Annotated in this window: 22 protein-coding genes and 1 tRNA gene; 15 read left to right on the forward strand and 8 right to left on the reverse strand. The window is 74.0% G+C overall.

The window, feature by feature from the left end:
- Window positions 1-83: 83 nt before the first annotated feature.
- Complete coding sequence (locus ABD946_RS24680; RefSeq protein ID WP_345287110.1) at window positions 84-602, reverse strand: YbhB/YbcL family Raf kinase inhibitor-like protein; 519 nt, start codon at window positions 600-602, stop codon at window positions 84-86.
- Between the two features lie 67 nt (window positions 603-669).
- On the opposite strand from ABD946_RS24680, the gene ABD946_RS24685 reads away from it, so the two are divergent.
- Together ABD946_RS24685 and ABD946_RS24690 are read left to right on the forward strand one after the other, a co-directional pair.
- Window positions 670-1,395, forward strand: a complete 726-nt coding sequence (locus ABD946_RS24685; RefSeq protein ID WP_345287112.1) for a rhomboid family intramembrane serine protease — start codon at window positions 670-672, stop codon at window positions 1,393-1,395.
- 93 nt (window positions 1,396-1,488) lie between these two features.
- Window positions 1,489-2,646: a hypothetical protein gene (locus tag ABD946_RS24690; RefSeq protein WP_345287114.1), complete on the forward strand. Its 1,158-nt coding sequence runs from the start codon at window positions 1,489-1,491 to the stop codon at window positions 2,644-2,646.
- Window positions 2,647-2,826: 180 nt separating this feature from the next.
- Here ABD946_RS24690 and ABD946_RS24695 read toward each other — a convergent pair whose 3' ends face one another.
- Window positions 2,827-4,404, reverse strand: a complete 1,578-nt coding sequence (locus tag ABD946_RS24695) for a helicase HerA-like domain-containing protein (protein ID WP_345287116.1) — start codon at window positions 4,402-4,404, stop codon at window positions 2,827-2,829.
- Between the two features lie 147 nt (window positions 4,405-4,551).
- Here ABD946_RS24695 and ABD946_RS24700 point away from each other — a divergent pair, with 147 nt between their 5' ends.
- Both ABD946_RS24700 and ABD946_RS24705 read left to right on the forward strand, forming a co-directional pair.
- Window positions 4,552-4,848 carry a type II toxin-antitoxin system VapB family antitoxin gene (locus ABD946_RS24700; protein WP_104817069.1) on the forward strand — a complete coding sequence of 99 codons (297 nt, stop codon included), beginning with the start codon at window positions 4,552-4,554 and terminating at the stop codon, window positions 4,846-4,848.
- Between the two features lie 217 nt (window positions 4,849-5,065).
- The gene (locus tag ABD946_RS24705; protein WP_345287270.1) at window positions 5,066-5,719 is read left to right on the forward strand and encodes a LytR C-terminal domain-containing protein; all 654 of its coding nucleotides are present in this window, start codon (window positions 5,066-5,068) and stop codon (window positions 5,717-5,719) included.
- Window positions 5,720-5,827: 108 nt separating this feature from the next.
- Here the strand turns inward: ABD946_RS24705 and upp are convergent, their stop codons facing one another.
- Window positions 5,828-6,463 carry a uracil phosphoribosyltransferase gene (upp, locus tag ABD946_RS24710; RefSeq protein ID WP_345287119.1) on the reverse strand — a complete coding sequence of 212 codons (636 nt, stop codon included), beginning with the start codon at window positions 6,461-6,463 and terminating at the stop codon, window positions 5,828-5,830.
- Between the two features lie 164 nt (window positions 6,464-6,627).
- Between upp and ABD946_RS24715 the strand changes: the two genes are divergently transcribed.
- From ABD946_RS24715 to ABD946_RS24755, 9 genes are all read left to right on the forward strand, one after another.
- A complete protein-coding gene (locus tag ABD946_RS24715) occupies window positions 6,628-6,834 on the forward strand; it encodes a hypothetical protein (protein WP_345287121.1) in 207 nt (68 codons plus the stop codon).
- A gap of 233 nt (window positions 6,835-7,067) precedes the next feature.
- Window positions 7,068-7,580 carry a tRNA adenosine deaminase-associated protein gene (locus ABD946_RS24720; RefSeq protein ID WP_380149491.1) on the forward strand — a complete coding sequence of 171 codons (513 nt, stop codon included), beginning with the start codon at window positions 7,068-7,070 and terminating at the stop codon, window positions 7,578-7,580.
- 33 nt (window positions 7,581-7,613) lie between these two features.
- The gene (gene tadA, locus ABD946_RS24725) at window positions 7,614-8,111 is read left to right on the forward strand and encodes a tRNA adenosine(34) deaminase TadA (protein WP_345287125.1); all 498 of its coding nucleotides are present in this window, start codon (window positions 7,614-7,616) and stop codon (window positions 8,109-8,111) included.
- A gap of 44 nt (window positions 8,112-8,155) precedes the next feature.
- Window positions 8,156-8,245, forward strand: a tRNA-Ser gene (locus ABD946_RS24730).
- 131 nt (window positions 8,246-8,376) lie between these two features.
- The gene (locus ABD946_RS24735; protein ID WP_345287127.1) at window positions 8,377-8,631 is read left to right on the forward strand and encodes a hypothetical protein; all 255 of its coding nucleotides are present in this window, start codon (window positions 8,377-8,379) and stop codon (window positions 8,629-8,631) included.
- 395 nt (window positions 8,632-9,026) lie between these two features.
- Entirely contained in the window at window positions 9,027-9,191 is a 165-nt protein-coding gene (locus tag ABD946_RS24740; protein WP_345287128.1) for a hypothetical protein, read from the forward strand.
- 82 nt (window positions 9,192-9,273) lie between these two features.
- A complete protein-coding gene (locus ABD946_RS24745) occupies window positions 9,274-9,567 on the forward strand; it encodes a Dabb family protein (RefSeq protein WP_345287129.1) in 294 nt (97 codons plus the stop codon).
- A 237-nt stretch (window positions 9,568-9,804) separates the two neighbouring features.
- Complete coding sequence (locus ABD946_RS24750; protein ID WP_345287130.1) at window positions 9,805-10,728, forward strand: RNA polymerase sigma factor SigF; 924 nt, start codon at window positions 9,805-9,807, stop codon at window positions 10,726-10,728.
- 158 nt (window positions 10,729-10,886) lie between these two features.
- Window positions 10,887-11,840: an RNA polymerase sigma factor SigF gene (locus ABD946_RS24755; protein ID WP_345287131.1), complete on the forward strand. Its 954-nt coding sequence runs from the start codon at window positions 10,887-10,889 to the stop codon at window positions 11,838-11,840.
- A 3-nt stretch (window positions 11,841-11,843) separates the two neighbouring features.
- Here the strand turns inward: ABD946_RS24755 and ABD946_RS24760 are convergent, their stop codons facing one another.
- Both ABD946_RS24760 and ABD946_RS24765 read right to left on the reverse strand, forming a co-directional pair.
- Window positions 11,844-12,731: a tyrosine-protein phosphatase gene (locus ABD946_RS24760; protein WP_345287133.1), complete on the reverse strand. Its 888-nt coding sequence runs from the start codon at window positions 12,729-12,731 to the stop codon at window positions 11,844-11,846.
- A 152-nt stretch (window positions 12,732-12,883) separates the two neighbouring features.
- Window positions 12,884-13,084: a hypothetical protein gene (locus tag ABD946_RS24765; RefSeq protein WP_345287135.1), complete on the reverse strand. Its 201-nt coding sequence runs from the start codon at window positions 13,082-13,084 to the stop codon at window positions 12,884-12,886.
- A 155-nt stretch (window positions 13,085-13,239) separates the two neighbouring features.
- Between ABD946_RS24765 and ABD946_RS24770 the strand changes: the two genes are divergently transcribed.
- The gene (locus ABD946_RS24770) at window positions 13,240-14,211 is read left to right on the forward strand and encodes an aldo/keto reductase (protein WP_345287137.1); all 972 of its coding nucleotides are present in this window, start codon (window positions 13,240-13,242) and stop codon (window positions 14,209-14,211) included.
- A gap of 131 nt (window positions 14,212-14,342) precedes the next feature.
- Here the strand turns inward: ABD946_RS24770 and ABD946_RS24775 are convergent, their stop codons facing one another.
- From ABD946_RS24775 to ABD946_RS24785, 3 genes are all read right to left on the reverse strand, one after another.
- Window positions 14,343-15,080: a C40 family peptidase gene (locus ABD946_RS24775; protein ID WP_345287139.1), complete on the reverse strand. Its 738-nt coding sequence runs from the start codon at window positions 15,078-15,080 to the stop codon at window positions 14,343-14,345.
- A 146-nt stretch (window positions 15,081-15,226) separates the two neighbouring features.
- Window positions 15,227-16,540: an SPFH domain-containing protein gene (locus ABD946_RS24780; RefSeq protein ID WP_345287141.1), complete on the reverse strand. Its 1,314-nt coding sequence runs from the start codon at window positions 16,538-16,540 to the stop codon at window positions 15,227-15,229.
- Window positions 16,541-16,706: 166 nt separating this feature from the next.
- Window positions 16,707-20,027: an Ig-like domain-containing protein gene (locus ABD946_RS24785; protein WP_345287143.1), complete on the reverse strand. Its 3,321-nt coding sequence runs from the start codon at window positions 20,025-20,027 to the stop codon at window positions 16,707-16,709.
- 416 nt (window positions 20,028-20,443) lie between these two features.
- Here ABD946_RS24785 and ABD946_RS24790 point away from each other — a divergent pair, with 416 nt between their 5' ends.
- A complete protein-coding gene (locus tag ABD946_RS24790; RefSeq protein WP_345287146.1) occupies window positions 20,444-21,604 on the forward strand; it encodes a globin domain-containing protein in 1,161 nt (386 codons plus the stop codon).
- The last annotated feature ends 29 nt before the right edge of the window (window positions 21,605-21,633 follow it).

The raw sequence follows: 21,633 nt of genomic DNA on the forward strand, positions 1-21,633 counted from the left end.
ACGCGCTGGACGCCGTCAGTTTACTGGCCGGGCACCGGCCGCCGCCCGGGCCCTCCGCGGGCCCGGACGACGGCCGCCGCAGGTCACGGCCGTGCGTACTCGACGGTGAGCAGCGCCCGGCCGAGCGCGTGGTGGGTGAGGTGGAAGCCCACCACCGCGGCCGGGGTGTCCGGGGTGAGGTCGAGCTCCGCCACGTCCAGCGCGTGCACCGCGAAGACGTACCGGTGGGCCGGGCCGGGCGGCGGGGCGGCCCCGTCGTAGCGGTGGCCGGGGAAGTCGTTGCGGACGTGGAACGCCCCGCCCGGCAGGGTCCCGTCCGAGGCACCGGCCCCGGCCGGGAGCCCGGTGGTGCCGGCCGGGAGGTTGACGGCCAGCCAGTGCCACCACCCGCTGGCGGTCGGCGCGTCCGGGTCGTAGCAGGTGACCGCGTAGCTCAGCGTCCCCTCCGGGGCGCCGGACCAGGCCAGCTGCGGCGAGGTGTTCCCGGCCGCGTGCACCTGGGCGTCCGGCATGGTGCCGCCCTCGGTGAGGTCCTCGCTGGTCAGCTCGAACGACGGGACCGGGGGCAGGAATTCGTACGGCAGCGGCGGGCGCCGGCTCATCGCGGGACCTTCCTCGACTTCGGTGGCGGGGGTCACCGTGCAGCCTATGACCTCTAGAGTGCGGGGCATGGCAGCCGAACAGACTCCCGCTCCCGACTACGGCCGAATGGTCGCCGAGGCCCGGCGGGCCTTCTACGTGATGTTCGGGGTGCTCTGCCTGGTCTGGGCGCTGCACCTCGTCAACTGGCTGACGGACTACCAGCTGAGCGTCGACGGCGGCATCCGGGCCCGTGAGCCCGACTCCCTGCCGGACCTGGTCTCCGCGCCCTTCCTGCACGTCAACTGGGCGCACCTGGAGGGCAACTCCGGCCCGCTCTTCATCTTCGGCTTCCTCGCCGCCTACCGGGGCGTCAAGCGCTTCCTCGGGCTCACCGCGCTGGTCGCCCTGACCAGCGGGACGGCGATCTGGCTGTTCTCCCCGGAGCGCTCGCTCACCATCGGGGCCAGCGGACTGGTCTTCGGCTACTTCGGCTACGTGGTGCTGCGCGGCCTGATCGACCGGAACCTGATCGACAGTCTGGTCGGCGTGGTGATGGGCGCCTCCTTCGCCTACATCCTCACCACCGCGGTGCCCGGCACCCCCGGCGTCAGCTGGCAGGGCCACCTGGGCGGGCTGCTCGGCGGCCTGGCAGGCGCGTGGCTCTTCCGCGAGCGCCGTCCGAAGGCCTCGACCGCCGCCGCGGCCGCCCCCTCCTCGGCCGTCCTCCCCGCCCAGTCCGCCCCCACGGAGGGTGGAGCCGCGCTGACGGAGCGCCAGAAGCTGCTCAAGGAGCTGGACGACCTGGGGCTCTAGACCCGACGCGCCCCCCTTGGAGGTATAGACCATTCGAGGGCCCCCCGGTTAGCGTGGTCGCACCCGCCCGCACCACCCGTCCGGAGCCGCCCCGTGGACTCGTCCGTCCTCGCCTTCGCCACCGACCTGCTCGACGAGGGCCCCGAGACCTTCTTCGGCAACCTCACCGACCGCGCCGGGGTCGGCGGCGTCACCCTCGCCTCGGTCTACCACGAGGCCCGCGACGTCTTCCCGCACAACCCGCACCGGGTGGTCCGCTACCTGGAGCCGGGCGCCGCCTACTTCCGCCCCGACCCGGCCCGCTGGGCCGGGCGCCGGCTCACCCCGCTGCCCTCCACCGCGATCGGCGACCGCGACCCGTTCGCCGAGGCGGCCGAGGAGGCCCGGCGGCGCGGCCTCAAGCTGCACGCCTGGACGGTCTTCTGCCACAACGACCGGCTCGGCTTCCGCCACCCCGAGGTCTCCCCCGAGAACGCCTTCGGCGACCGCCACCTCACCGAGCTCTGCCCGGCCAACCCCGAGGTCCGCGAGTACGCCATCACCCTGGTCGGCGAGTTCGCCCGCTACGGCGTCGACGCGATCCGCGCCGAGTCGCTGCACTTCCACGGCCTGCGCCACGGCTACCACCACGAGCGCTACTTCGAGCAGCTCGGACCGGTCACCGAGGCCCTGCTCGGCCTCTGCTTCTGCGAGCACTGCCGGGCCGCCTTCGGCCCGGACGCGGAGGCCGTCCGCACCGCCGTCCGCGCCGAGGTCCGGGCCCGCCTGGCCGACGAGGCCCGGGCCGCCGAGCCCGCCCCGCTCGACGGCCTCGCGGACGGCGCGGTGGCCGCGTACGTGGACGCCTCCGCCCGCACCGTCACCTCGCTGGCCACCGAGGTCGCCGAGGCGGCCGCCGCCGACGGCATGCGGCTCAGCTTCATGGACGGCGGCGGCCCCGGCACCGGCTGGCTCTCCGGCATCGACCTGCCCGCCCTGACCAAGGGCGTCCACCAGATCGAGACCCTCGGCTACGCCCGCACCCCCGAGGCGGTCCGCGACAAGGTCGCCGCCTTCGCGGTGCACGGCGTGCGCCCCGAGGAGATGGCCGTCATCCTCCGCCCGATGACCGAGGACTGCGACGGCCCCGCCAACCTCGCCGCCAAGATCGCCGTCCTGCGCGAGCTCGGCGTCCCGGAGGTCGAGTTCTACAACTACGGCCTGATGCGGCTCTCCTCCATGGACCGCATCGGCCAGGCCCTCCGCGGCTGACCCCCCGTCACCACCCCGGCCGGGAGGTCCCGCCCCCACTCCGCGAGACCTCCCGCCCCACCCGCCGCAGGCGCCGCTACCGCTTGCGGCGCGACGTCCCGAAGACGCTCCGCAAGACCTCCCTCCCGACCTGCGCCCCGGCCGACCTCTCCCTCCCCTCCCCGCCCGCCGCAGGCGGCCCTACCGCTTGCGGCGCGAGGTCCCGAAGATGCTCCGCGAGATCTCCCTCCCGAGCTGCGTCCCCGCCGAGCGCGCGAACGACTTCAGCATCGGGTTGTTCAGCAGCGCGTCCATCAGCCCCGGCTCGGGCTTCGCCGCGGGCGGCGCGGGAGCAGGAGCGGGCTCGGGCAGTGCCTCGGGCTGCGGCGGCGCCTCCGGCTCCGGCTCCGGACGGGCCGTCAGCTTCTCGTACGCCGACTCGCGGTCGACCGCGTCCCGGTAGCGCCCGATCAGCGCCGACCCGTCCACCGCCGCCCGCAGCGCCTCCGCCGGCACCGGCCCCATCAACGACTGCGGCGCCCGCAGCCGGGTGGCCGCGACCGGCGTCGGCGCGCCCTTCTCGGAGAGCACCGTCACCACCGCCTCCCCCGTCCCGAGCCCGGTCAGCACCTCCCCGAGGTCGTAGGCGGCCGACTTCGGGAAGGTGGAGACGGTCGCCTTCAGCGCCTTGGCGTCGTCCGGTGTGAAGGCCCGCAGCGCGTGCTGCACCCGGTTGCCCAGCTGCGCCAGCACGTCCCCCGGCACGTCCTTGGGCGTCTGGGTCACGAAGAAGACCCCGACCCCCTTGCTGCGGATCAGCCGCACCGTCTGGGTGATCGCCTCCAGGAAGGCCTTCGAGGCCCCCTTGAACAGCAGGTGCGCCTCGTCGAAGAAGAACACCAGCTTGGGCTTCTCCGGGTCCCCCACCTCCGGCAGCTCCTGGTAGAGCTCGGCCAGCAGCCACATCAGGAAGGTGGAGAACAGCCGCGGCCGGTCCTGCACCGCCGGCAGCTCCAGCACCGAGACCACCCCGCGCCCGTCCTGTGCGCACCGCAGCAGCTCGGAGGTGTCGAACTCCGGCTCGCCGAAGAAGGACCCGGCCCCCTCGTTCTCCAGCACCGTCACCGACCGCAGGATCACCCCCGCCGTGGCGGCGGACAGCCCGCCGATGCCCTTGAGCTGCTCCTTGCCCTCGGGGGAGGTGAGGAAGGAGATCACCGCCGAGAGGTCCTTGAGGTCGTAGAGCTCCAGGCCGTTGCGGTCGGCGAAGTGGAAGATCAGCGAGAGCGAGGCCTCCTGGGTCTCGTTCAGCTCCAGCACCTTGGACATCAGGAGCGGCCCGAAGCTGGTCACGGTGGCCCGCAGCGGGATGCCGTCGCCGAGCCCGCCGAGGGCGTAGAACTCGGCCGGGCAGCCCTGCGCCGACCAGACCTGCCCGACCTCGGCGGCCCGGCCGGCCACCTTCTCGTTGGCCTGCCCGGGCGCGGAGATGCCGGAGACGTCGCCCTTCACGTCGGCCAGGAACACCGGGACGCCCTGGGCCGAGAGCTGTTCGGCGATCAGCTGGAGGGTCTTGGTCTTGCCGGTGCCGGTCGCCCCGGCCACCAGACCGTGCCGGTTGAGCGCTCCGAGCGGGATGCGGACCGGCGCCCCGGGGAAGGCGGTGCCGTCCAGCAACACGGCGCCGAGGTCGAGCGCGGGGCCGGTGAAGGCGTATCCGGCCGCGATCTCCCGCACCTCGGCCGGCAGCTCGTCGATGGGCTTCTGGTCGGTGGTCATCTCGGCAGGCTCCCGGTCCTCGCGAACGGATCGTCAGAACAACCACCCCGAAAAGGGGATGTTTCCTATGTAATCCCTACGAATCACCGAACGCAGGCCGGGTCACGCTTGCTGTGCCCCGGGGCGGCGTGACGGTAGGCTTTCCGTGTGATCTTCAAGCGCATCGGCAACGCACGGCCGTACCCGGATCACGGCCGGACCAGCACCCGCCAGTGGGCGGACGTCGCGCCGCGCCCGGTGCGGCTGGACCAACTGGTCACCACCAAGGGCCAGCTGGACCTCGAGACCCTCCTGGCCGAGGACTCCACCTTCTACGGGGACCTCTTCGCCCACGTGGTGAAGTGGCGCGGCGACCTCTACCTGGAGGACGGCCTGCACCGCGCGGTCCGGGCCGCGCTCCAGCAGCGCCAGGTCCTGCACGCCCGCGTCCTCGAGATGGACTGACCCTCCGTCACTCCTTCGCGGGACCGCTGCCGTCGTCCGTTCGGACGCCGGTACATCCTTTCGAGTGCCCGCGTACTCCAGATGATGATCATTTAGTACCTCCGGGCCGGGTGTGGCACTAATCTGCTGATTACGGCCGCAGACTCCGGCACTCCGCCCCGTCGGCCGCATCCGCCCGACCCTTGCCCTGGCACGAGGGGGAGACCGACCCGTGAGCATGTTGACTCCCCAGGGACTGAAGGGGAAGCAGTACCGGATCACCGGTAACTCCTACCCCCGCCTTGGACGCCCGCCGAAGAAGAGCCGCAAGATCCTTGCCGCGATCGGCGCCCTGCTGGCCCTCTCGCTGATCGCCCTCGGCGGCGTGCAGCTGGTGGACATCTTCTCCGGCAAGAAGGGCGGCACCGCGCAGGCCTGCGCCTCCCCCTCCGGGAAGCCGCTGGCCGCCCCCGAACCGGCCGCCTCCCCCACCGCCGGCGCCACCTCGACGGCCGTCCCGCAGCCGAACGCCGTGACGGTGAACGTCTACAACGCCACCGCCAAGTCGGGCCTGGCCGCGCGGACCGCCGAGGAGTTCAAGAAGCGCGGCTTCACCATCGGCAAGGTCGGCAACGCGCCCGCCAACGTGGAGAAGCTGCCCACCACCACCGTCCAGGTGATCAGCGGCCCCGGCGGCCTCGGCGGCGCCACCCTGCTCGCCTCCCAGGTCGGCGGCGCCACCAAGTCGGCCGACACCCGGGTGGACGGCTCCGTGGACGTGGTGGTCGGCGACGCCTTCACCGCACTGCTCGAACCGAACCAGGCCGCCGCCGCACTGGCCGAGGCCACCAAGCCATCGCCCACCCCCAGCCCGGTGCCCGGCAGCTGCTGACCGGCCCCGCCGCCGGGCGCCGACGGCCGCCGTGCGGCACCACTGACCGAACGTCAGGAGGGCCCCACCCCCGTGCGGGGGTGGGGCCCTCCTCGCGTGCTCCGTGCCTCAGCCGGCGGTGCCGTACAGGCGGTCGCCCGCGTCGCCCAGGCCCGGCACGATGTAGCCGTTCTCGTTCAGGCGCTCGTCCACGGCGGCGGTCACCACGGTGACCGGCAGGCCGGCCAGCTCGCGCTCCATCACCTCGACGCCCTCCGGCGCCGCCAGCAGCACCACGGCGGTGACGTCGGTGGCGCCCCGCTCGATCAGCATCCGGATCGCCGCGACCAGCGTGCCGCCGGTGGCCAGCATCGGGTCCAGCACGTACACCTGACGGCCCGAGAGGTCGTCCGGCATCCGGGTGGCGTAGGTGGAGGCCTCCAGGGTCTCCTCGTTCCGCACCATGCCGAGGAAGCCGACCTCGGCGGTCGGCAGCAGCCGGGTCATCCCGTCCAGCATGCCGAGGCCGGCCCGCAGGATCGGCACCACCAGCGGGCGCGGGTAGCTGAGCCTGGTCCCGGTGGTGACGGCGACCGGGGTGGTGATCTCCACCTCGTCGGTCCGGACGTCCCGGGTGGCCTCGTAGGCGAGCAGGGTGACCAGCTCGTCGGTGAGCCGACGGAAGGTCGGCGAGTCGGTGCGCTCGTCACGCAGGGTGGAGAGCTTGTGGGCCACCAAGGGGTGGTCGACGACATGGAGACGCATGTTCCGACCATAACGGGCATCGGCACACCCGTACGACCAGCCGGGCCGCACCCCTCCCCACCTGCGGGCTTCACCCGGCCCGCCCGGCGACCCACCGCACCGGGTCGCCGGAGCCGCGCACCAGCTGTGGTATTTACCGGACACATCTGGGAAAGTCGGACCTTATGAAGAGCAGCACCCCGGCACCCGGGCCTCGCTCGACAGAGGAGCCCGAGGTCCCGCACGAGACCGAAGCCGAACGCCGCCGCCGGCGCGCAGTCTTCCTGCGCGAGCTGGCCGAGGCCCGCGAGCTCCGCGCCAGGGTGCAGCCACGGCGCACCAAGGAGCGCAGGATGCGCGAAGCCCTCCGGATGCGAACCTTCCGAATCTGACGGTACGTCGGTCATTCCGACACGACCTGCGAAGACGCGCTGCCGAACACTCCCCGCAGCGCCGGGCTTTCTGTCACGATGCCGGAGGGACGGTCCGAACAGCGGGCCGCACCCGGCGCGGGGGCGGCCAGGCCGCGCCCGTCCGAGATCGCCGACAGCCGAGACCAATCTTGGGAGAGTCCCTGGTGGCGTACTTCGCTGCAGTGCTTGCTCGCACCTCCGGCGGGTGGGACGTGAGCGAGACAGAACTGGACGACGTCGAGACCCTGACCGACCTGGCCGACCTGGCCAGGGAGGCGGCCCAGGACGACGACAGCGTCCTGATCTTCATCGAGCAGGAGGACGCCTGGTTCGCCGTCCTCCGGGTGGACGGCGAGGAGGATCCGCGGATCTTCGTCTCGGACGGGGCCGCCGCCGCCCGCAGCTCCTACGGTTCGATCCTCACCGACGAACTCCTCGACCGCGGCCCCGACGACTTCGACGAGCTCGACCGGCTGGTCGACCTCGACGAGGACTCCGAGGACTCCGACTCCGACACCTCCGACGGGGACGAGGACGAGGACACCGCCACCGGCCACGACGGCATCCCGATCGGCCCGCTCGGCGACGCCGAACTCCTCGCCGAGTTCGGCCTGGCCGCCGACGGCCTGCGCGAGCTCAGCGGCGAGGGCGCCCTGCCCGGCGACGCGCTCGGCGAGATCGCCGAGGCGATCGGCTGCGGCGAGGTCCTGGAGGCGGTCCGCTGAGGGCCTGAGGGCACCATGCCCGACACTGGTCCCATGCAGATCGCCCCGCTCCCGGCCCCCGTACGCCCCGACCCGGTGCGCGACCGCTGGACGGACGCGATGCGCCTCGCCATCGACGAGGCCGCACTCGCCACCGCCACCGGCGACGTACCGGTCGGGGCACTCGTGCTCGGCCCCGACGGCACCCTCCTCGGCCGCGGCCACAACGAACGCGAAGCCGTCGGCGACCCCACCGCCCACGCCGAGGTCGTCGCCATCCGGCAGGCCGCCGCCGCCCTCGGCGAGTGGCGCCTCAGCGGCTGCACCCTCGTCGTCACCCTCGAACCCTGCACCATGTGCGCCGGCGCCATCGTCCTCTCCCGCCTCGACCGCGTCGTCTACGGAGCCCTCGACGACAAGGCCGGCGCCGCCGGCTCCCTCTTCGACGTCATCCGCGACCGCCGCCTCAACCACCGCCCCGAGGTCATCCCCGGCGTCCTCGCCACCGCCTGCGCCGACCAGCTCCGCACCTGGTTCGACACCCACCGCTGAACGGATTTCGTCCCCACCCACCCCATCCGGTAGAGTCTCGTCTCGGTAGCGTGTCCGAGCGGCCAAAGGAGCACGCCTCGAAAGCGTGTGTGGGGGCAACTTCACCGTGGGTTCGAATCCCACCGCTACCGCCATCAGCCCGAAGGGCCCCGATCCACCGGATCGGGGCCCTTCGGCGTTGCGGGAGGAGGTCGGCACGGCGACCGGCCGGCGACCGGTGCGGGGCGAGGTCCTGGTGGGCGAGCTGCACGCTACGCGGTGTGACATGCCGTGGCTCCTGTACCGGTGCGCGCCGGCCGAGGGCCGGGAGGACGTGCATACACGGTTCGAGGAACTGGCGACCTCCGTCTCCGTCCCGAACGACGACGGGAGGAGGTGGGTCGCCGCGGGCCTCGCGATCCGGGCCGTCGGCCTCCGGCTGGTGCCGTTCGGCTTCCGGGAACGGGAGCTGACGGCATGGGACGGCTCGTTCCTGTACATCGCGGACGGCTCCGCCGGACTGCGGTACCCGCACACCTGACGACCCGTCGTCCGGGCACGGCAAAGGCCCCGCACTCGGGGCTTTGACCACCGTGGCCCGGGGTGAGTGCGAGGCCTGTTGAGGGGGCAGCCGTCCCGGGGGGACGGACGGCTGCCCCGGGCGGAGGTCCCACAACCGGGGTCGTGTCGGGGGGAAGCCACGACGCCCGGTCCCACAGCGGGGAGCTCCGGTCCTCGTACCTGGGGATTCCTGCCAGATCCCTCGGTACGTGTTCCATCCTGCTGGACGGGGTGGGGGCGGGCGAGCGGAGAAGGGCCCGTCTTGGGGGGACCTTCGTCCTGGGGGGTGAACGGGGTGCTGACCTGATGGGCCGTCCGGTCGATAAGCTGCTCGGGGTGGTGGGCCAGGTGGGCTAGCGGGAGGCGGCGAGCAGGGTGGCACAGGCGAAGAAGATCGGGATGTGGCTGCTGCTGATCTTCGTGATCTACACGGTGATCACCTCTCCGACCCGGGCGGCCGAGCTGGTGCAGTCGGGGTTCGTGGGGATCTCGGACGCGGCCAAGGCGGTCGGGACGTTCATGACGGGGCTGGTCAGCTAGCGGACGGCGAGGACGGGGCCGCGGGGGCGGAGGCTACGGTGGGCGGGACAGCACACACCCTCGACCCGCTGGGAGCGGCATCGTGATTCGGCATCTGGTCCTGTTCAGGCTCAACGACGGCGTCACCAAGGACGACGAGCGCGCGGTGGCCGGCGCGAAGGCGTTCGAGGAGCTCGGCGGGCTGATCACCGAGCTGCGCGAGTGGGAGTGCGGCTGGAACACCACGGAGCGGGACATCGCCTACGACTTCGCGATCAACAGCCTGGTGGAGGACCGCGACGCGCTGGCCGCCTACCTGGGCCACCCGGCCCATCAGGCGGCCGCCGGGCAGTGGCGCGAGTTCGCCACCTGGGTGATCGCGGACATCGAGGTCTGAGTAGGCCGTTCGGACAGGTCGTACCCCAAGGACCCTTCGGCCCCCTGGCGCCCAGTGCGCCGGGGGGCCGTTCCACACCCCGACAGCTCTCCCGACTATCCGCCAACACGCCTACTACGGGTGCTTGCTCCCGATGTGCACGACTTGTGATGCTATGACCGTTTTTGCCGGACCTGGTGAGCGACGGGCAGCGGACCACGACCGGTGGTCCCTGGCACAGGGCGTGGGAGGGGTGGCGTGGCCGTGCGGACGCGGGACAGTCAGGACAGCAGTGCGCCGGAGGCCGGCGAGGAGCGGATCAGCGAGGAGCGGATCGCCGAGGCTCGGGTCAGCGAGGAGCGGGTCGCCGAGGACCGGGGCGAGGCCGGGCCGGCGGCGGAGGTGCGCGGCCCCGCCCGGGGCCAGGTGGACGTGCGGACGCTGACCAGGGTGCTGTTCGAGCGGTTGGCGGAACTGCCGCCGGGCGCCCCGGAGCGGGAGCGGGTGCGGGCGGCGCTGATCGAGGCGAACATCCCGCTGGTGCGCTACGCGGCGACCCGCTTCCGCAGCCGGAACGAGCCGATGGAGGACATCGTCCAGGTCGGCACCATCGGCCTGATCAACGCGATCGACCGCTTCGACCCGACCCGGGGCGTGCAGTTCCCGACGTACGCGCTGCCGACCATCCTGGGCGAGATCAAGCGGTACTTCCGGGACAACGTCCGCACCATGCACGTGCCGCGCCGGCTGCAGGAGCTGTGGGTCCAGGTCAGCGGCGCCATGGAGGAGTTGACGGTCACTCACGGGCGCTCGCCCAAGGTGCCGGAGATCGCCGCCAACCTGCGGATCCCGGAGGAGGACGTCCGGGCCTGCCTGGCGGCCGGGCGGGCGTACAACGCGGCCTCGCTGGAGGCCGCGCAGGAGCACGAGGGCGGGCTGGCCCTGCTGGACCGGCTGGGCTACGAGGACTCGGCGCTGGCCGACGTGGAGCACCGGGACATGGTGCGCCACCTGCTGGTGCAACTGCCCGAGCGGGAGCGGCGGATCATCATGCTCCGGTTCTTCGCGAACCTGACGCAGTCCCAGATCAGCACCGAGCTCGGTATGTCGCAGATGCACGTGTCCCGACTACTGTCCAGAATCCTGACCCGTCTGCGGACCGGGAACTCCTGGGAGGAGTGACGCCGCGACGGGTAGCCGTGCGTCACTGCGGCGTGACATCTTGCGACGTTCGGGTTTGCCGGGGCGCCTGGGCCGGTATGGAGCTGGAGGGGTAGTCCGAAGCCGGGAACTGTCGCTGGGTAGTGCCCGTTGTACAGTCGGTCACGAGGGGGTGGAGCATGTCCGCAGAGCTGGGCAGCGCGGAGGGCCACGGTACGGCCGCCACGCTCGCGTCCGTGACGGCGCCGGGGCCGGTGCCCGAGCCGGTGGTGGTCGTGGTGGAGATCCCCTCCCAGGCGACGGCGGAGCGGCCCGCGGCCGGGGAGCCGGCGGGGCCCGAGGGCGCCGCGGACGGGCGTCCCGTCCTCGAGAAGGGTCTGGACACCCGGACGCTCTCGCGCTCGCTGTTCGCCCGGCTGGCCGGGCTGGAGCCGGGCAGCGAGGAGCACACCTACGTCCGCGACACCCTGATCGAGCTCAACCTGCCGCTGGTCCGGTACGCCTCCGCCCGCTTCCGCAGCCGGAACGAGCCGATGGAGGACATCGTCCAGGTCGGCACCATCGGCCTGATCAAGGCGATCGACCGCTTCGACCCGGAGCGCGGGGTGGAGTTCCCCACCTTCGCGATGCCCACCGTGGTCGGCGAGATCAAGCGCTTCTTCCGGGACACCAGCTGGTCGGTCCGGGTGCCGCGGCGGCTCCAGGAGCTGCGGCTGGCCCTCACCAAGGCCGGCGACGAGCTCTCCCAGAAGCTGGACCGCTCCCCCACCGTGGCCGAGCTCGCGGTCTTCCTCGGCGTCACCGAGGAGGACGTGGTCGAGGGCCTCGCGGTGGGGAACGCGTACACCGCCTCCTCGCTGGACTCCACTCCCGGCGAGGAGGACGGCGACGGGCCGCTGGCCGACCGGCTCGGCTACGAGGACCTGGCGCTGGAGGGCGTCGAGTACCGCGAGTCGCTCAAGCCGCTGCTGGCCAAGCTGCCGCCGCGCGAGCGCCGGATCATCATGCTCCGGTTCTTCGGCGGGCTGACGCAGTCCCAGATCGGCGAGGAGATCGGCATCTCGCAGATGCACGTCTCGCGACTGCTCACCAAGACCCTGAGCCAGCTGCGGAACGGGCTGACCGGCGAGTAGCGCCTACGGCTCCAGCAGGTTGGCGCGCAGGCCGGCCAGGACGGCGTCGTCCAGGCCGAGGCCGTCGCGCCAGAAGTGGTCGAAGGAGTCCCAGCCCGCCTCCACCTCGGCGAAGGCGGCGTCCAGGAACTCGCGCTCGGCGCGGAGGACCGGGAGCAGCAGCGAGGGGTCCTCCATCAGGCCGGAGGTGCCGAAGCTCTCCATCAGGTGGTCGACCACGCGGGCCGAGCGCTCGTTGGTGAGCAGGTAGTCCTGGTAGACGGTCCCGCGGTCCACGCCGAGCGCGGTGAGGGCCAGGGCGGCCACCCAGCCGGTCCGGTCCTTGCCGGCCGAGCAGTGGAAGAGCACCGGCGGGCCGTCCGGCGCGGCCAGCAGCCGCAGCACCTCGGCGAAGCGCTCGCGGGCCTCGGGGGCGGTGACGAACCAGCGGTAGAGGCCGGTCATGATGCCGGCCGCCCGGCCGTCGCCGAGCAGCTCGCGCTGGCGGGCCGGATCGCGGTCGGCGAGGGCGTCGCGCAGGGCCACGTAGACGTCGAAGTCGGCGGCGAAGACCGGCAGGTGGTGGAGCGTCAGCCCGCCCTCCAGGGTGAGGGCGGCGGAGGTGGCCTCGGCCTGCTCCAGCTCGGCCAGACCGGCCACCGGCAGCCCGGCCATCCGGTCGGCCCCGGCCTCCCGGACCTCGCCGAAGCTGCGCAGGTCGACCACCCGGCGCACCCCGGCGGCGAGCAGCGCCGCGCCGTCCTCCTCGGTCAGCCGGTGCAGCGCGTCGGCCCGCAGTGCCACGCCGTGGCGCACCACCGAGCCGTCCGCGGTGCGGTACCCGCCCAGGTCACGGGCGTTGGAGGCACCGGCCAGTCCGAGGCTGCGGGCTTGCTCGACGGACTGGGTCACGGGGGCCTCCGGGGCACGCTGGAACGGGAGTGCGGATCTTCCGCGCCAGTCTAGGCGGGTCGGATCCGCACCCCGGAGGGCGTCCCGGCAGGTGACGGGGTGCGTGGCGGCACGCGGTGCGGCGCACCGCACGGCGTGCCGCTACGCGGGGGTCACTTGACGGCCAGCCAGATGACGGCACCCAGGACCGCCAGGCCGAGCACGGCGAGACCGACGATCAGGCCGGTGCGGCTGTTGCCGCCGGTGCTGCCGTAGGTCGTCACCGAGCCGGGCGCCTGCGGGGCCGGGGCCTCGTCGACGAAGGCCCGGAACATCTGGGTGCTGCCGGCGGGGTCGTAGTCGTTGTCAGCCATGCCACGGACTCTAGCCAACCCCGCAGGTCGAGGAACACCCCGGACCCCCTCGTTAGTGGTGCCCGATGGCAGCACTGCTACGGGCGTACGACGGTCCTGTGAAGGCCCGTGGAGAACCCGCGCGGGCCGGTGAACGGTGCGGTTGGATCGCCCCCATGACCGACATCCTCAGCGACTCCCGGCACCGGGTGACCCTCGGCGCCTCGGACCTCTCCGTCTCCCGGCTGGCCCTCGGCGGCAACGTCTTCGGCTGGACCGCCGACCGCGACGCCTCCTTCGCCGTGCTGGACGCCTACGCCGCGGCCGGCGGCAACTTCGTGGACACCGCCGACGTCTACTCGGCCTGGGTGCCGGGGAACACCGGCGGCGAGTCCGAGGCGATCATCGGCGAGTGGCTGCGCAGCCGGGGGAACCGGGACGCGGTGGTGGTCGCCACCAAGGTCGGCGCGCACCCCGAGGCGGAGGGCCTCTCGGCGGCCACCGTGCGCTCGGCCACCGAGGCCTCGCTGCGGCGCCTGGGCCTGGACCACGTCGACCTGCTGTACACCCACCGGGACGACCTCGGGACGCCGGTGGCCGAGATCGTCGGCGTGCTGGACGAGCTGGTCCGGGAGGGCAAGGTCCGGGCGGTGGCCGCCTCCAACATCGGCGCGGACCGGCTGGCCGAGTCGCTGGCGCACTCCGCCGCCGAGGGCCTGGCGGCGTACGTCGCGGTGCAGCCGAACTACAGCCTGGTCTCCCGCGGCACCTACGAGGGCGGGCTGGCGGAGGTGGTGGCCGAGTACGGGCTGTCCGCCGTGCCGTACTACGCGCTGGCCTCGGGCTTCCTGACGGGCAAGTACCGGCCGGGCGGCCCGGAGGTGGACAGCGCCCGGGCGGTCGGCGCCTCGCGCCACCTGACCGAGGGGCGGGGCCTGGCCGTGCTGGAGGCGCTGGACCGGATCGCAGGGGGACGCGGGGCGGCGCTGGCCAGTGTGGCGCTGGCCTGGGTGGCGGCGCAGCCGACCGTCGCGGCACCGATCGCCTCCGCGCGGACGGTGGAGCAGTTGCCGGCGCTGCTGGAGGGCGTGCGGCTGGAGCTGACGCCGGAGGAGCTGGAGCTGCTGGACGCCGCCTCGGCGGGGTGACCCGGGCCGTCGGGCTGCCGGACGGACGGGCTGCCGGACGGACGGGCGGGCGGTCTGACGGACGGGCGGACTGACGGACCGTCCGCGCGGGCCCGGGGCGGCTGGTGCCCCGGGCCCGCGCGGGCTCTCCGCTACGGGCGGCCGATGTGGGTCGGGAAGTAGCCCTGGCTGAGGGTCGAGATCCGGATCCGGGTGCCGGGGCGGGCAGCCTCGAGGTACTTGTTGTCGCCGAGGTAGACGGCGACGTGGTGGATCCCGGAGGCCCGGCTGCTGTTGGACCAGAACAGCAGGTCCCCGCGCCGGAGTTGGCCCGCATCGATCGGCGTGGTGGCGGCGTACTGGTCGTCGGCCACCCGGGGCAGCGAGATGCCCGCCCGGCGGTAGGCCTGCTGCACCAGGCCCGAACAGTCGTACCCGGAGGGGCCGTTGCCTCCCCAGACGTAGGGCTTTCCCAACTGGGCGGTGGCGTAGGCGATCGCGGCCTCGACCGAGGAGGAGCCCGGCTGCGAGAGCTGCGGCGCCGGGGGCTGCGGCTGTCCGGCGCCCGCGCCGGTGCGGGCGTTGTAGACCGAGAGGTGGCTGGTCCAGCGCCACTCACCCGAGGCGTTCTTGAACCAGTACTTCGAACCGTCCCAACCCTGCCTGATCCCACCGGAGTCGGTGGGCCGGCCGACGGAGCTCCCGGTGCGGGCCTGGTAGACCGAGAGGTGGCTGGTCCAGCGCCACTCGCCCGAGGCGTTCTTGAACCAGTACTTCGAACCGTCCCAACCCTGGGTCCCGGCGGCGGCGTTGGCGTTCGCCGCACCGAGACCGAGGCCGACCGTACCGGCTCCGGCGAGCACCGTGGTGGCCACGCAGGTGGCGCGCACCGCCCGGTGTATTCGCCCGGGCTCGGCGTCCTCGCGGGCGGCGGCGGACCTGCTCCGCTCCTCCTCGCGGCACGGCGGGCAGGCGCACGGCCCCTCCCCCGGGGAGGTCTCCGAGAAGTCGATCAGGGCGGGGTCGGTGGCTATCCTCACGCGGGCTTTCCTTCCTTGCGCCCGGCCCTGGCGGCCGGGGACGGCACGGCGGCGGCCACCCCGGCGGGGGCCACGAAGGCGACCAGCAGCTGCTCCATCAGCGCGCTGCGGGCGGCCTCGTCCAACTGGTGCGCGGTGGCCCGCTCAAGGCGGCGGACGGCCAGCGCGGCGGCCTCCACCGCGTCGTCCACCAGGACGGTGCGCAGGCCCGCGTCCAGATCGGCCAGCCGACGGCGGCGCATCGACTCGGCGACCTCCGGCGCGTAGTCCAGGGAGAGCGGCTGCACCGAGTAGGCCTCGATCCCGGCCGGGGCGACCTCGGCGGCCAGCGCCCGGGTCAGCTCGTCGGCGAACCACTGACCGTCCCGCAGGGCAGGCCCCGGCGCGGAGTTGGAGTCACAGGGCAGGGCGCTGGCGATCCGGGTCAGCACCGCGTGCACCTGCTCGCGCAGGTAGGCCTCGTGCTCGGCGATGGCCAGGGCGGCCCGCGCGGTGTCCCGCACCCGCCAGACGATCAGCAGCCGGACCACGATCGGGGTGCCGGTGCGGTCGGTGACGTGCACCGGCTCGCTGCGCCAGTGCCGGAGCCGGACGTCCACCCGGCGGCGGCGCAGCAGCGGGTTGACCCAGAGCAGACCGGTGCGGCGCACCGTGCCCCGGTACCGGCCCCAACGGGTGAGCACCCGGGTCTCGCCGCCCGCGTTGACCAACAGTCCCGACAGCGCGACCAGCACCGCCAGCCCGGCGGCCGCGACGGCCGCTGCCGAACGGAGCGTCACCTCGGAACCGCCGCTCGCCCTCGCAGCCTCGCCACGGAGGTCGGGCAGCACGTCCGGGTGCGGCAGCACCCCGGCCCGGGCCAGCACCAGCAGCACCCCGGCGATCCCGGCCAGCAGCACCAGCAGGGCCAGCCAACCGGGCAGCGAACGGGCCTGGCGCTCACGGAGGTTGGGGTCGGTCCGGGGCGGGCGACGGCCGGCCCGAACCTCGGTGACGGCCGGGCCTTCGAGGGTCGGCGCGTCGGCGGGCGACGCGGCCGGCCGATCGTGGGCGGCGACCCTCGGCGCCTCGGACGCGGTCGGCGTGTCCGGCGTGTCGGGCGTGGCGTGGCCCGGCGTGACGGCGTCCGGCACGACGGCGGGCTCGCCCTCGACGGGCAGCGGGTGCACCTTGATCAGCGGACGGGCGACCGCACCGGCCACGGCCAGGCTGAGCGGCGTGGCGCCGCCACCACCGGGCAGCTCCGGCCGTTCCGGCAGGACCGGGGGCCAGGTCTCGGGACGGGGGGAGGGTTCGCGGGTGACGTCCATGCACGGGTTCCTTGGTGGTCGGTGTGTCGCGCAACGGGCGGCCCGGAACTGACGGGCGGGGCCAGGTTCAGGCTAGGTTGATAAGTCATCAAATGCGACATTTGCGGCGCGGCGTGTCGAGCATATCTGACGGCGCGTCGGGCGACGCGCCGTCAGATTCCGCAGCTCAGCGGCGTCGTCGGCCGCCACTGCCCCGGCTGAGCACCCGCCGGGCCAGCAGACCGAGCGCCGTCAGCATGAGCAGCAGCCCGAACGCACCGTTCCGCCAACTCTCGGCCTCGCTCTGGGCCCCGACCGGCGGTGCGGCGAGGTTCCGCTCCTCCGGGCCCGTCTCGGACGTCGAGGGCTCGGGGCTCGGCGGAGGCGCCGGAGCATCGGCGGCCCCCGGCTGCCCCGCCGCGGAGGTGACGGCGGGTCGCCCCGCCGTGGAGGGGGACGGCGACGGCGTACCCGAGGGGGCGCCCGAAGGCGAGGCCGACGACGACGGAGAGGTTGTGGCGGCCGTTGGCGAAGCCGACACGACCGGGGGGGCTGATTCCACCGCGGGTGCGGCGGCCGGACCCGACGGCGGCGGGGAGACCGGGCTGCCCTGTTCCGTTTGGGTGGACGGCGAGGCCGAGACCGAGGGAACGGCCGCGGCGGACACCGAAGGTGACGCAGCCACAGTCGCCGACCCGGACTGCGACGCCGACGGCGAAGCGGGGGCCGACGGCGCGGGCGAGGCGGACGGCACGGACCCCGAAGGCGGGGCCGACACGGCTGCGGACGCCGGAGCCGACGACGGCGAACCCGAAGCAGCTGCGGATGCAGGCGAGGAAGGCGCTGCGGACGGCGAGGCCGACGCGGATGCGGGGGCGGGGGCGGAGGACGACGGCGAGGCCGAAGGGGACGCCGAGGCCGACGGGGACGGCTCGGGTACGGCCGGGTCCGTACCGCCGCCGGGCACCACGATCGGGACGATCGCGGCCAGCTCGTCCGGCGTCAACACCGGTCCGGTGTACGGCGGTTCGGACGGCTCACCGGACGGCGTGGGCCGTACGGAGGCCGGCACGGTCGGCAGCAGCGACGGCGAACCGGACGGCAGCGGAAGGGCGCTGGCCGGGACGGACGGCGACGGCGTGTCGGCCGGACCCGACGCCGACGGCCCCACGGCGGGCCGGGAGGGAGAAGCCGAGGACGGGACCGACGGAAGGGCGGCCACCGAGGGAGAGGCCGAGGCGGAGGCGGACGGCGACGGCACCACCGAGACCGACGGCGACGGCGTGGGCGTGGGCGTGGGCGTGGGCACAACCGAAGGCGAAGCGGAGGGCGAAGGCGAAGGAGACGGCGAAGGGGACGGCGACGGCTCCGCCGGCGGACGGACCGTCAGGTCGGCCGCGTTGGCCGAAGCCGTGTTCCCCGCCCGGTCCGTGGCCGTGACCACCACCGCGTAGTCGCCCGCCGCCAGGTCACGTGCGGCGGTGCAGCTCCAGGCCCCGTCCGCCCCGGTGACGGCGGTGCAGAGCACGAACCGCTCCCCCGCCGCCCGCGGCCGGGCGGTGACGGTCACGGTGGAGCCGGGCTCGGCGCGGCCGGTGAGGCGGGGTCGGGTGGTGTCGAGGACCGCACCCGCCGCCGGGGAGCCGAGGGAGGGCCGGGGCGGGGCGACGGTGTCGACCACCAGGGCGGCGGGCTTGCCGGCCGTGCGGTTGCCGGCGGCGTCGGAGGCGGAGGGGGTGAGCTGGTGACGGCCGTCGGCGAGGTTCTCCACCGGGAGGCAGGACCAGGTGCCGTCGGCGGCCACGGCGGTGCTGCACAGCTCGCCGGCGATCCGCCCGGCGCCGGGCGCGGCCGGGGAGTCGACCACGGAGACGGTGGTGCCGGGGTCGGCGGTGCCGGTGAGCAGCAGACCGGGGTCGTTGGTGTACTCGGGGAGGGTCAACTGCGGGGCCGAGGGCGGATCGGTCTTGACGGTGAGTCGGATCTCCTCGCCGCGCAGCACCAGCCCGCCCCGGGTGGTCTCCACCGGGACCAGGACGTGCTCCCCGGCGGGGAGCGGCTGGTCCGGGCGGCAGACCCAGCCGCCGTCCCGTCCGACGGCCGCGCGGCAGAGCTCGCGCTCGCCCTCCAGCACCGCGACGGTGGCGCCGGCGACGCCCGCCTCGCCGCGGATCTCCGGGCGGGCCTCGGCCAGCACGCTGCCGCTGACCGGGCTGGTGAGCTCGGGGCGGGCGGCACCGACGGTGAGCCGGACCTTCTGGTCGAGCACCTCGCCGGAGTCGGCGAAGCCGCCCGGGTTGACCACCTGGGCGGCGGCGTGGGCCAGCCGGAGCCGGGCCCACGCCTCCCCCGCGGCCGCGTTGCCGGGCACGATCCACTCCAGCCGGGCGCTCTTCGCGCCGGGGACCACCTCGGCCTGCACCCGCTCGGGGGCGTCGAACTTCCCGTTGTGGTCGAAGTCGATCCAGCCGGCCAGGGTGGCCGGCCCGGAGGCGGCGGCGACCGGGACGGTGGCCTCGTAGTAGCGCCCGATCGCGGCCTCGGCGGGGAAGACCACGGTCGGGTCGGGGCCCTGGTAGTCGCCCCGGCCGGGCTGGGGGGTGCCGGGCGCGGTGGGCCGCTCGAAGGCGCTGCGGCGGGACTCGCCGCCGTCCAACTCGACCATCGGCTGCGAGCGTTCGAGCAGGGCCTCGGGCTCCTGCGGGCCGGCCGGGCCCTCCGGCACCAGCGGCCGGGCCACGGTGGCGGTGCCGGGGCGGGCCGCGCCGGTGGCGGTGCGTCCGAGGAAGAGGTCGGAGACCAGGTGCGAGGCGTTGGTGTAGCCCTGGGGCGCGCTGCCCACGCCCTCGTCCAGGGTCACCGTGTACGCCTGCCGGAGCGCCGCCGGGGCGGGGGCGGAGCCGGACGCCGTGCTGCGCTGCTCCAGACGGAAGGTCACGGTGGAGACGGTGCCGGAGAGTTCGAGGCTGCCCTGCCCGGGCCCGGCCTCGGGGCCGGTCTCCCCGGAGCCCGCGGGGGTGAGGGCGTTGTCGGTGACGGTCCAGCCGGGCCAGTCGGTGCGGGCGACCAGGCTGGGGGCGCTCGGGCTGCCGCCGGTGACGGTCAGCCGGCTCACCGTGGAGGTCGACCCGTTCCTTCCGCCGGCCAGCGCGGAGAGGCCGCTGAGGTGCAGCCGGGGATTGCGGACCGGGCCGGAGAAGGAGAGCTGGAGGGTGCCGAGGGTGCGCCAGGAACCGTCCGTGGTGGGCCGTTCCGCGCCGAGTTCGAACGCGGTGGCCGGATCTCCGCCGCGCAGCCCGTCGGAGTATCCGCCGCCACCGGTGGCGAGCTTTCCGGCACCGCCTTTGGCGGTGATTCCGGGGAGGGGGGAGAAATCCAGCTGGACCCGGAGTCCGGAGGGCAGCGCGGCGCGGCGTTCGGCCGACCAGGAGTCCGGGGTCTGCTGCGCGACCGCGGCCGGGGCCAGCAGCGGTGAATTCCAGCCGAGCAGCAGCCCGGTGGCCAGCACCGCCGCCATTCTCCGCCCGATTCCCGACCTCCGGCCGGCGCTCCCACCTGCCCTCCCGGAGGCGACCTCCGCCGCAGGTGCGGCGCACCGGCCCGAGCGGGCGGCTGACGGCATGTCGGCAGAACGGAACTGTCGGCTCATCCGGCTCTCCTTCGGTGTCGGCCGCGAACGGGCACGGCGGGCATAAGTTCCGACAAAACGGAATCACGACATGGAGTCCGTCATACCGTGACACTGCGGGGAACGTCCCACTGCAACCCGATTGGCGGTCACTCGTCCGGCAGTCTCCGACTTACCCCACGCGCACCGGTTCCAGCCGTCGGAGTTGTCCGCCAACCGGACGTCAGGGAGCCCTGCCTGACCATTCGTCACCGATTTCCGTTCGAATAAATCTCCGGTTGAGTAGAGTCAGCGCAGTGTCCTTCGACCCCGCGCTGCTGCGCGCCAGCTTCGCCGTCGTCGAGCGCCGGGCCGACCAGCTGGTCCGGTTCTTCTACGTCCACCTGTTCGCACACAACCCCGGTCTGCGAGGACACTTCCCCGCCGACCTGACCGCGCAGCGCGACCGCCTCTTCCGCGCCCTCGCGCAGGTGGTGCTCCACCTCGACCAGCCCGCCCGGCTCACCGAGTACCTGCGGGGGCTCGGCCGGGACCACCGCAAGTACCGCGCCGCCGCCGAGCACTACCCCGCCGTCGGGGCCAGCCTGATCGCCGCGCTGCGGCACTTCTCCGGCCGGTCCTGGACCCAGGAGGTGGAGAAGGCCTGGACCGAGGCGTACACGGTGGTCTCGCAGACGATGATCGAGGCCGCCGAGTCCGACGCCGGAGCACCCGCCTGGTGGGAGGCCGAGGTGACGCACCGTCGGCGGGCCGCCGCCGACGTGGTGGTGCTCACCCTCCGCCCCGACCAGCCCTACCCGTACGCGGCCGGCCAGTACCTGACCCTCAGTTCGCCCCGGCTGCCGCGGCTGTGGCGCCCGTACTCGATCGCCAACGCCCCGCGCCCGGACGGCACCCTGGAGCTGCACGTGCGCCGCGTGCCCGGCGGGACGCTCAGCCCGGTGCTGGTGAACGACGTGCTGCCCGGCGAGCGGCTGCTGCTCGGCGCGCCGCTCGGCTCCACCGTTCTCGACCCCGGCTCGGACCGGCCGGTCCTGGCGGTGGCCGGCGGCACCGGCTGGGCCACCGTCAAAGCGCTGCTGGAGCAGCTCTCCCGGGGCCCGGCCCGCCCGGCCACCGTCTTCCTGGCCGCCCGGGACGACGACGACCAGTACGACCTGGCGGGCGTCACCGCGCTGGTCACCCGGCACGCCTGGCTGGAGGTGGTCCTGGCGGCACCCGAGCGGGGGGCCGGCCCCGAGGAGGCGGCCGCACTGCTGCGCACCGGGCTACGCCGGGCCCGCGACTGGTCCGGCCACGACGTCTACCTGAGCGGGCCTCCGGCCATGGCCCCCGAACTCACCCGTCTGCTCACCGGGCTGCACGCCGAACCGGAGCTGATCCGCCACGATCCGGCCCCACCGGCCACCCGGCCCGACGGGCACCTCAGCTCGGCCGAGTGGTTCCTCGGACCCTGAAGGACCCCGGAGGAGGGTGGGCCGGGAAC

The sequence above is a fragment of the Kitasatospora albolonga genome (genome assembly GCF_039535905.1).
In the GTDB taxonomy this organism is placed as follows: domain Bacteria; phylum Actinomycetota; class Actinomycetes; order Streptomycetales; family Streptomycetaceae; genus Kitasatospora; species Kitasatospora albolonga.